Origin of the sequence: Kineococcus glutinatus (assembly GCF_039542765.1) — a bacterium.
Classification (GTDB): domain Bacteria; phylum Actinomycetota; class Actinomycetes; order Actinomycetales; family Kineococcaceae; genus Kineococcus_A; species Kineococcus_A glutinatus.
On the sequence record NZ_BAABIL010000443.1, the window covers coordinates 1 to 8,931 of the forward strand.

10 protein-coding genes are annotated in these 8,931 nt (G+C 76.4%); 2 read left to right on the plus strand and 8 right to left on the minus strand.

Annotated features, from left to right (window positions below):
* Both ABEB16_RS15580 and ABEB16_RS15585 read right to left on the minus strand, forming a co-directional pair.
* Window positions 1–593, minus strand: a 593-nt coding sequence (locus ABEB16_RS15580; RefSeq protein WP_425560214.1) for an MFS transporter, incomplete at its 3' end; no start/stop codon positions are given.
* Between the two features lie 92 nt (window positions 594–685).
* Window positions 686–1,906, minus strand: a complete 1,221-nt coding sequence (locus tag ABEB16_RS15585; protein ID WP_345713141.1) for a M20 metallopeptidase family protein — start codon at window positions 1,904–1,906, stop codon at window positions 686–688.
* A gap of 129 nt (window positions 1,907–2,035) precedes the next feature.
* Between ABEB16_RS15585 and ABEB16_RS15590 the strand changes: the two genes are divergently transcribed.
* Both ABEB16_RS15590 and ABEB16_RS15595 read left to right on the plus strand, forming a co-directional pair.
* Window positions 2,036–3,058 carry an Lrp/AsnC family transcriptional regulator gene (locus ABEB16_RS15590; RefSeq protein WP_345713142.1) on the plus strand — a complete coding sequence of 341 codons (1,023 nt, stop codon included), beginning with the start codon at window positions 2,036–2,038 and terminating at the stop codon, window positions 3,056–3,058.
* 148 nt (window positions 3,059–3,206) lie between these two features.
* Window positions 3,207–4,241: an aldo/keto reductase gene (locus tag ABEB16_RS15595; protein ID WP_345713143.1), complete on the plus strand. Its 1,035-nt coding sequence runs from the start codon at window positions 3,207–3,209 to the stop codon at window positions 4,239–4,241.
* Between the two features lie 50 nt (window positions 4,242–4,291).
* On the opposite strand, the gene ABEB16_RS15600 is transcribed toward ABEB16_RS15595, so the two are convergent.
* The 6 genes from ABEB16_RS15600 to ABEB16_RS15625 all read right to left on the minus strand — a co-directional run bounded on the left by ABEB16_RS15600 (window position 4,292) and on the right by ABEB16_RS15625 (window position 8,870).
* On the minus strand, window positions 4,292–4,642 hold the full coding sequence (locus ABEB16_RS15600; protein WP_345713144.1) for a VOC family protein: 351 nt from the start codon (window positions 4,640–4,642) through the stop codon (window positions 4,292–4,294).
* 61 nt (window positions 4,643–4,703) lie between these two features.
* Window positions 4,704–4,904 (minus strand): hypothetical protein, encoded by a 201-nt coding sequence (locus tag ABEB16_RS15605; protein WP_345713145.1) that lies wholly within the window; start codon window positions 4,902–4,904, stop codon window positions 4,704–4,706.
* A 129-nt stretch (window positions 4,905–5,033) separates the two neighbouring features.
* On the minus strand, window positions 5,034–5,735 hold the full coding sequence (locus ABEB16_RS15610) for a 4a-hydroxytetrahydrobiopterin dehydratase (RefSeq protein ID WP_345713146.1): 702 nt from the start codon (window positions 5,733–5,735) through the stop codon (window positions 5,034–5,036).
* A gap of 41 nt (window positions 5,736–5,776) precedes the next feature.
* Window positions 5,777–6,310 (minus strand): hypothetical protein, encoded by a 534-nt coding sequence (locus ABEB16_RS15615; protein ID WP_345713147.1) that lies wholly within the window; start codon window positions 6,308–6,310, stop codon window positions 5,777–5,779.
* A 128-nt stretch (window positions 6,311–6,438) separates the two neighbouring features.
* Window positions 6,439–7,929, minus strand: coding sequence for an alkaline phosphatase (locus ABEB16_RS15620; protein ID WP_345713148.1), 1,491 nt, complete (start codon window positions 7,927–7,929; stop codon window positions 6,439–6,441).
* A 260-nt stretch (window positions 7,930–8,189) separates the two neighbouring features.
* Complete coding sequence (locus ABEB16_RS15625) at window positions 8,190–8,870, minus strand: metal-dependent transcriptional regulator (RefSeq protein ID WP_425560215.1); 681 nt, start codon at window positions 8,868–8,870, stop codon at window positions 8,190–8,192.
* Window positions 8,871–8,931 lie beyond the last annotated feature (61 nt).

The following is an 8,931-nucleotide window of genomic DNA, read 5'->3' on the forward strand; positions in this document are numbered from 1 at the left end:
CGGGGGTCGGCACCCGCGAAGACGGGGGTCTCCGCCATCCGCAGCCGCATCAGCAGCGCGTAGAGGCCGAAGACGCCGCCGAGCAGGAAGGGCACCCGCCAGCCGAAGGAGGTCATCTGCTCCTCGGTGAGCACCCCGGCCAGCACGGCGGCGAGCACGGTACCGGTGATGACGCCGACCGTGCCGGAGACGTAGATGAGGCTGGACCACAGGCCCCGGCGTGCGGCGGGCGCCATCTCCGCCACGTACGTCTGCGCCGCGGGCAGCTCACCGCCGTGCGCCAGGCCCTGCGCCAGCCGCGCCAGCACGAGCAGCACGGGCGCCAGGACCCCGATGGACCCGTACGTCGGGGTGAGGCCGATGACGAGGCTGCCGCCGGCCGCCGTGGCCACGGCGGCGCTCATCGACAGCTTGCGGCCGCGCCGGTCGGCCAGCCAGCCGAAGAGGAACCCGCCGACGGGGCGCGCCACGAAACCGACCGCGAAGACCGCCAGGGTCCGCAGCACGTCGGCGCGCGCGTCACCGCTGGCGAAGAACTGGGAGGCGAAGAAGACGGAGAAGGTGGCGTAGACGTTCCAGTCGAACCACTCCATCGCGTTGCCGGCGCCGACGCCGACGAGGGTGTGCCGGCGCGACTGCGGCGCGACGGCTCGCGCGGCGGTGCCGGTCACCGGCACCGGGGAGCTCACGACGCGCCGCCGAGCCGGGCCAGGGCGAGGCCGGCGTGCAGGGCGGCGGCGTCGGCCAGGACCCGCTCGTCGAACCTGGCGCGCGGGGAGTGGTTCATCGGCGCCGTGGCCGGGTCCAGGCCGGGTGGGCACGCGCCGAGACCGAGGAACGCCCCGGGCACCTGCTGCAGGACGCGGGAGAAGTCCTCCGAGCCGCTCACCGGCCGGGGGGCGTCGAGGTAGCGCTCCTCGCCGAACAGCTCGCGCACCACGCCCGCCGCGAAACCCACCTCCGCGGCGTCGTTCACGGTGGGCGGGTACTCGGCGGCGAACTCCACCTCGACGTCCACGTCGTGGGCGGCGGCGACGCCGCGCAGCACCCGCGGGACCGCGACGCGCAGCCGTTCCCCCGCCGCGGCGGAGAAGGACCGCACGGTGGCCTCGAACGTCGCGGTGTCGGGGATGACGTTGCGGGCGCTGCCGGCGGCGAGGACCCCGACGGTGACGACGACGGGGTCGAAGACGTCGAACGTGCGGGTGACCATCGTCTGCAGCGACGTGATCATCTCCGCGGCGGCGACGACGGGGTCCTTGGCCGCGTGCGGGCTGGAGCCGTGGCCGCCGGCGCCGCGGACGGTGACGCGCAGACCGGCGGAGGCCGCCAGCACCGTGCCGGGGCGGCTGGCGACGACACCGGTGGGCAGCACGTTGGAGAACACGTGCAGGGCGTAGGCGTGGTCGGCGCGGCGGCCGGCGGCGTCGAGGACACCCTCGGCGATCATCGCGGCGGCCCCGTCGTGGCCCTCCTCCCCCGGCTGGAACATGAGCACGACGTCGCCGGCGAGTCCGTCGCGGTGCGCGCCGAGCAGGTGCGCGGCACCGACGAGGGCGGCGGTGTGCAGGTCGTGCCCGCAGGCGTGCATCGCACCGTTGGCGGCCACCGGCACGTCGTCACCGCCGGCGCCCTCCTCCACGACGGGCAGCGCGTCCATGTCCGCCCGCAGCAGGACGGTGCGCGCCGGCGCGCCGTCGACCGGCCGGCGCCCACCCCGCAGGACCGCGGTCACCGACGTGCTCGTGGTGCCCGTGGAGACCTCCAGGGGCAGGCCTGCGAGCGCGGCCAGCACGGCCTCCTGGGTGCGGGGCAGCTGCAGGCCCAGCTCCGGGGTGCGGTGCAGGGTGCGGCGCAGCCGCACGAGGTCGGGCTGCAGAGCCCGGGCGTCGTCCACGAGGTCCACCGGTCCCCCTCTCGGTCCGGGCGCCCCCCACCGGCGGGTGGCGCCACACCGGCGAGTGTGGGAGGTCCGCCCGCCACCGGCCTAGCATCGGCGGATACGACCGTCCAGACCCTCCCGGGGTGCGAGATCGTGCAGCACGAGTTCTCCGAGGCCGACCTCGCGCTCGTGCACGCCCTGCAGCTGCACCCCCGCGCGCCCTGGGCGTCGCTGGCGCCCGTCCTCGGCTCCTCCGCCGGTGCGCTGGCCCGCCGCTGGGAGCGGTTGTCCGGTGCCGGGCTGGCGTGGGTGACCGGCTACCCGCTGGCGGCCCTGTCGGCCGGGGCGGTCACCGCCCTCGTCGAGCTCGACTGCGACGCCCGGTTCCTGGACGCGGTGTGCGCCGCGCTGGACGCCACGCCCGCGGTCGTCACCGTGGAGCACGCCGCCCGCGGCCGCGACCTGCTCCTCACCGTGGCGGCGCCCTCCTTCCCGGCCGTGGCGGCGCTGGTGCTCGACGAGCTGGCCCGGCTGCCCGGCGTCACGTCGCTGCGCACCCACGTCGTCTCCCGGGTGCACGTGGAGGGCAGCACGTGGCGGCTGGACGCCCTGGACACCGCGCAGCGGCGCGCCGTCCGGGCGCTGGCCGCCGGGGCGCCCGCCGGGGCGCCTGCAGGGGCGGTGGACGTCACGTCGGCGGTCTTCGCGCCGCTGGCCGCCGAGCTGGCCCGCGACGGCCGCCTCCGCGCGGTGGAGCTCGCCGCCCGCACCGGTCGCACGGCCTCCACGCTGCGCCGCCACCTGGGCGTGCTGCTGCGCTCCGGCGCCCTGGTGCTGCGCTGCGACGTGGCGCAGGTCCTCACCCGCTGGCCGGTGTGCGCGACGTGGTGGTGCCGGGTGCCCGGGCCGCAGGTCGACGCGGTCGTGGCGCAGGTGCGGCGGGAGCAGCGGGTCCGCTCCTGCCTGTCGCTGACCGGACCGGCGGACCTCGTCGTCACCGCCTGGACCGGCTCGGTGGCCGACCTGGCGCGCACGCACGCGTGGTTGGAGCGGCTGCTGCCCGCCGGTGGGATCGCGGACGCGTCGGTGGTGCTGCGCACCCGCAAGCGCATGGGCCGGCTGCTGCACCCCGACGGCCGGGCCACCGGCGAGGTCGTGCCGCTGCCGCTGGCGTGAGGGCCGCCGCGGCCGGCCGTGCGCCCCGCGGTGCGGGTGGCACCAGCGGGGCCAGGCTCCGAGGTGGTCACCCTCCCGGGCCGCGGCGAGGATGAGGACGCCCGGTGGCCGCGCCGGCCGGGGGCATCCCGACACGGAGGAACGCACTGTGGAGCACAGGACCCTCGGCGGCAGCGGCTGCAGCGTCTCGCACCTGGCGCTCGGCACGATGACGTTCGGCAAGGAGACCGACCGCGAGGGCGCCTTCGCGCAGCTCGACCGGTTCGTCGAGGCCGGCGGGACCCTCGTGGACACCGCCGACGTCTACAACGGCGGGGTGTCGGAGGAGATCATCGGCTCCTGGCTGGCGCAGCGGCCCGCCGAGGTCACCGAGCGCGTGGTGCTGGCCACCAAGGGCCGCTTCCCCACCAGCGGCGAACCCAACGGCGTCGGGTTGTCCCGCCGCCACCTGGCGCGGGCGCTGGACGCCTCGCTGCGCCGCCTCGGGGTGGAGGCCGTCGACCTGTACCAGGTGCACGCGTGGGACCCGTGGACGCCGCTGGAGGAGACGCTGCGCGCGCTCGACGACTTCGTGCGGGCCGGCAAGGTGCACTACTACGGCCTGTCCAACTTCACGGGCTGGCAGGTGCAGAAGGCGGTCTCCACCGCCGACGCCCTCGGCCTGCTGCGCCCGGTCACGTTGCAGCCGCAGTACAACCTGCTGGTCCGCGAGACGGAGTGGGAGGTCGTCCCCGCCTGCGAGGAGAACGGCCTGGGCCTGCTGCCGTGGTCCCCGCTCGGCGGTGGGTGGCTGTCGGGCAAGTACACCCGCGACAACCAGCCCACGGGTGCCACGCGCCTGGGCGAGGACCCGGAGCGAGGCGTGGAGGCCTACGCGCGGCGCAACGCCCAGCAGCGCACGTGGGACGTCATCGACGCCGTCCAGTCGATCGCGCAGGAGCGCGGCGCGACGATGGCGCAGGTGGCGCTGGCGTGGCTGGCGGCGCAGCCGGTGGTGTCCTCCGTCATCCTCGGCGCGCGCACGACCGAGCAGCTGGTGGACAACCTGGGCGCGGCGGACGTGGAGCTGGGCGAGGAGGAGCTGGACCGGCTCGACGCCGCCAGCGACCCGCAGCCGGCGGACTACCCCTACGGCGGTCCGGGCCGGCAGCAGCGCAGCCGCAACCTCACCGGGGGGCGCTGACCGGGGGGCGCTGACCGGCAGGCGCCCGCGGCCGCCGGGGCCGCGGGCGCTCAGCCCTCGGGCTCGAACACGCAGAACTCGTTGCCCTCCGGGTCGGCGAGCACGTCCCACCCGCGGTCCTCGCCCCTGGCCAGCACCAGCGTCGCACCCGCCGCGAGGAGCTCGTCGGTGCGGCCGGACACGTCGACGTGCATGCGGTTCTTCACCGTCTTGGGTTCGGGCACGGGCACGATCCAGATCAGCGGGCCGAGACCGGTGGCGTCCACGATCGGCACCGGCCAGGCGGGGTCGCGCTCGTCGTCGCGGCGCACGTAGCCGAGGAACCGGCACCACCAGTCGGCGAGCGCCTGGTGGTCGCGGGCGTCGAGGCAGAGGTCCTTGAAACGGGCGAGTCCGGCCATGGCCCGATCCAACCGGACGCCCCGGACCGCGGGAACCCCCGGCGGAGCACCCCCGTCGGGGTCAGCGGCGGGTGCCGGAGCGGCGGGCACCGCCGGTGCGGCGCCGGCCGCCGCGCGCCGCGGGCGGGGCCTGGGGCAGCGAGGCGGAGACCCTGACACCGGGCGCCGTGAACGTCCAGGTGGTCCTGCCCGACCCGGTGGTCGTGACGGTGCACCGCCCCGCCGGCCACAGCGGCGTGGACATCGAGAACCGGAAACCCACGGGTACCCCCTCCCGTGCCGGACCGCGGCCGGCACGGCCCCAGTGTCCACGCCCGGGCGGCGCCGGGCGAGCCCGGGCGTCCGCAGCCCGGCGCCGGGGAACCCGGGAACGTCTCCCCCGGGCCAGGCCTCAGGCGCCGGGTGCCGGTCCCCCGCCGGCAGGAGCCCGGCCGCCGTCGTCCGGTCGCGGCGCGGGGGTGCACAGGCACAGCCGGTTGCCGTCGCCGTCGCCGAGCACCCACCAGGCCGGGGCGAAGCGCTCGTCGGTGAGCGCGGCCCCGGCGGCGCGCACCCGCTGCAGGACCGCCTCCGCCTCCCCGGCGGCCACGTGGGCGTCGACGTGCAGCCGGGAGGCCGCCGGCGTGGCGGTCCGCTGGAACCACACGGACGGGCCGCGCCGCCAGGGGTCGACGAGGTCGCCCCCCTCGCCGCGGCGGTACCCCAGCGCCGCCGCCCACACCGGTTCCAGCGCCGCCGGATCGGTGCAGTCCACGGCGATCTCCACGCCCCGCACCAGGGCGGGTTCGGGCCGCCCGCCCCGGGCGGCGGCCAGCTCGCCGATCCGCGCGGCCAGGGCCGTGTCCCGCGCGGTGACCCGGTTGCCGGCGCAGTGCGTCGTCGAGGCGCAGAAGACGTGCCGGTAGCGCCAGTCCACGTCGGGGTGGTGGTCGGCCGCCTCGGCCGCGGCGCCGACGTCGGCCAGGAACGCGATCGCCGTCGCCGAGGTGTCGAAGGCGTACACCGCGTGCAGCGCGTAGGCGCGCAGCCGCCAGTCCGGCAGCGAACCCAGGGCGGCGTCGATCTCGGGGCGGGACAGCGGTGCGGGACCCATGGGCGAGGAGTCTGCCCGGACCCGCGCCGCGGGGGCGAGCGCTACTCGTTCACGAGGACCGGCACGCCGATGGCGGCCGCCACGGCGGTGGCGCGGAACTGCTCGGGCACGGCGATCGTGAACTCCTCGCCCTCCTCGGGGTGCTCCCCGGCGGAGGCCGCTTCGTCGTGGGTGTGCTCGCCGAGGTGGTGCACGTAGCTCGCGGTGCCGAGCAGGCGGCCCTCGGCGTCGTAGAAGCCGGCCTGCGCCTGGAACTCCAGCAGCTCGCTGACGTCGCTGGTGACGGTGGCGCGCCCGTGCACCGCCGCGCCGTCGAAGGTGAGGTCGTCGAACCGGAAGCGGTCGTCGAACGGGCCGCTCGCCTGCACGACGCCGCCGGGCGCGGGGCGGGTCGTGGCCAGGCTCGCCAGGGTCGGCTCACCCGCGGCGGGCACCAGGCCGGGGAACGAGGTCCGGGCGGCGGCGGACGCCGGCGGCACGTCGGCCTCCCCGCCCGCGAGGACCGCGGTGGCTCCGGCGGCGCAGCAGAGGGCGGCGGTCGCGGCGGCGACCCCCAGGACGACGCGCTTTCTCACGGTGGGGCTCCCGTTCGGGTGGTGCGGATCTCGGGTGGTGCGGATCTCGGGTGGTGCGGATCTCGGGTGGTGCGGTGGGACCGGGGTCCGGGCGCTGCGCCCGGACCCCGGCGGGGAGCACCGACGCGTCAGCGGGCGACGCCGAGGGCGCGGGTCACGACGTCGAACAGATCGGTGTTGTCGATGCTGCCGGCCAGCTCCTGCGAGCGGGGGCCGTAGGCGTACAGCGGCACGTCGGCGCCGGTGTGGTTGCCCGACAGGTACGTCAGCCAGAGGCTGGCGTCCTCCGAGCCGTCCGTCACGCCCTCGGGGTCGTCGGGGGTGCGGAAGGTCGCGGGCGCGAAGTTGTCCACCTCGGTGGCACCGGGGGCGTTGAGGATGCCGGTGGAGCGGGCCGGGTCGAGCTCGCCGCCCGTCGCGCGGGTCAGCGCGGAGGTGTTGGCCGGGTTGCCGGTGTCGGCGTTCGCCGGCGGCGTCGTGGCCTCGGCGTTGGTGAACGTGCCCTTCTCGACGATGCTGAAGCCGGCGCACTCGTGGTCGGCGGTCACGACGACCAGGGTGTGCCCGTCGCGCTCGGCGTATGCGCGCGCGGCGGCCACGGCGTCGTCGAACGCCTTGACCTCCTCCAGCGTCTGCGCGGCGTCGTTGGCGTGCGAGCGCTTGTCGATGAGCGCGCCCTCGATCTGCAGGTAGAAGCCCTTGTCCTTGCCCCAGGTGCTGGAGTGCAGCACGTCGATGGCCTTGCGGGTCATCTCGGCCAGGGTGGGCTCGGCGGCCTGCGCCGACGCGGGGTTCTCCTGCTTGTACTTCTCGATCGTCAGGTTCCCGGTGTTGAACAGGCCGAAGATCTTGTCGTTGCGCGCGGCGGCCAGGTCGGTCTCGGTGGCCACGGTCTGCGTCGCCGGGGAGCCCAGGACGAGGTAGCCCTGCTCCTCCAGCGCGGTCTCGTCGTCGGCGTCGAAGCGGGCCAGGCCGCCGCCGAAGATGACGTCCGCGGTGCCGTTGCGCGCGATCTGGTCGGCGATCGGGGTGACGCGCACGTCGCTGGTGGGCAGCTCGGAGCCGACGACCTCGGCGTTCTGGCAGGCCGCCGCGGAGTACACCGGGCCCTGGCAGCCGCGGGCGAGCGCGTGGCTCATCTGGCCGGCGGGGGTGGCGTCGGTGACCTCGGCGGTGGAGACGTTGCCCGTGCGGTAGCCGGCCTGCTTGGCCAGCTCCATGACGGTCGGCACGACGGCACCCTTGGCGTCCACGCCGAGCGCCGCGTTGTACGTCTTGACGCCGGAGGCCCACGCCGTGGCGGCGGAGGCGGAGTCGGTGACGGCGTTGGGCACGAAGTCCGCGGCGCCGGGCTGACCCGAGCCCGGCTGGACCGAGTAGGTGCTGACCTGGCCGACGACCGGCAGCTGCTCCATGGTGAGCCGGCCGTCGGTGCCGTAGAAGCGCTCCCGGCCGGCGGTCACGTGGGTGCGGCCCATGCCGTCACCCAGCAGGTAGATGACGTTGCGGATCTCCTTGTCGCCGCGGCCCGGCTTCGCCTCGGCGGCGACCGTGGTGGTCCCGCCCACGGCCACCACGGCCACCACCGCGGCGATGGTGGCCCTCGTACGTCCTCGCATGCTGCTCCTTCGGTCGCAGGCGCCCGGCGGCGCCGCGCGGAACCTAGGGACGTCGCCGGACGTTCTGGCGCCCCCCGGGTGACGAGGGGTCGACCACGAGGTGAACCGGTGGACCACCGCGTGCCGCGCTCACGCGCCGTGAGCCGACGTGGACCGCCCGCCGTCGCGGAACACCGCCGCCGCCCGCCCGGTCGGCGCCGGCGTGACCGCCACCCGCCGGGTCGGCACCGGTCCGGTCCTCGGGGCGGCGGCCGCCCGGCTCAGCGCGCCGCCTCGACCACCCAGATCGCCCGGGCCGCCGGCAGGCCGAGGTCCACCGCCCGGCCGGCGAGCTCGACGGCCAGCACCCCGGCGAAGGCGCGGTGCTCCACGACGGTCAGCTCCGCGTCGAGCACCACCCCCAGCCCCGCCAGGTGGCGCAGCAGGTCCGGCTCGGCGTCGGAGACCCGCGCCACCCGCAGCGCGCGACGGGTGCCGGCCTCGTCCAGCCGCACCGCCGCCAGCCCGGGGAAGGTGCCGTCGCCGCGCGGGATGGGGTCGCCGTGCGGGTCGCGCTGCGGGTCCCCCAGCCGGGCGGCGAGGCGGTCGACGAACGTGTCGCTGACGGCGTGCTCGATGACCTCCGCCTCGTCGTGGACCTCGTCCCAGCCGTAGCCGAGGTAGTCCACGAGGAACGTCTCGATGAGCCGGTGCCGGCGCACCATCGCCACCGCCGCGGCCCGGCCGGCGTCGCTGAGCGCGATGGAGCCGTAGGGGGCGTGCACCAGCAACCCCTGGTCGGTGAGCCTGCGGACCGCCTCGGAGACGGTGGAGCGGGAGAACCCCAGCCGCTCGGCGAGCATCGAGGTGGTGACGGGCTCGTCCGTCCACTCCTGCGCCGTCCACACCGCCTTCAGGTAGTCCTGGCTGGCGGGGGTCAGGTCCGGCAGGGCCACGACCACGAGCCTACGGCCGCGCGGGTGGCGCGCCCGCGCCCTCGCGGCTGGCGGCCGCCGGCTGCGG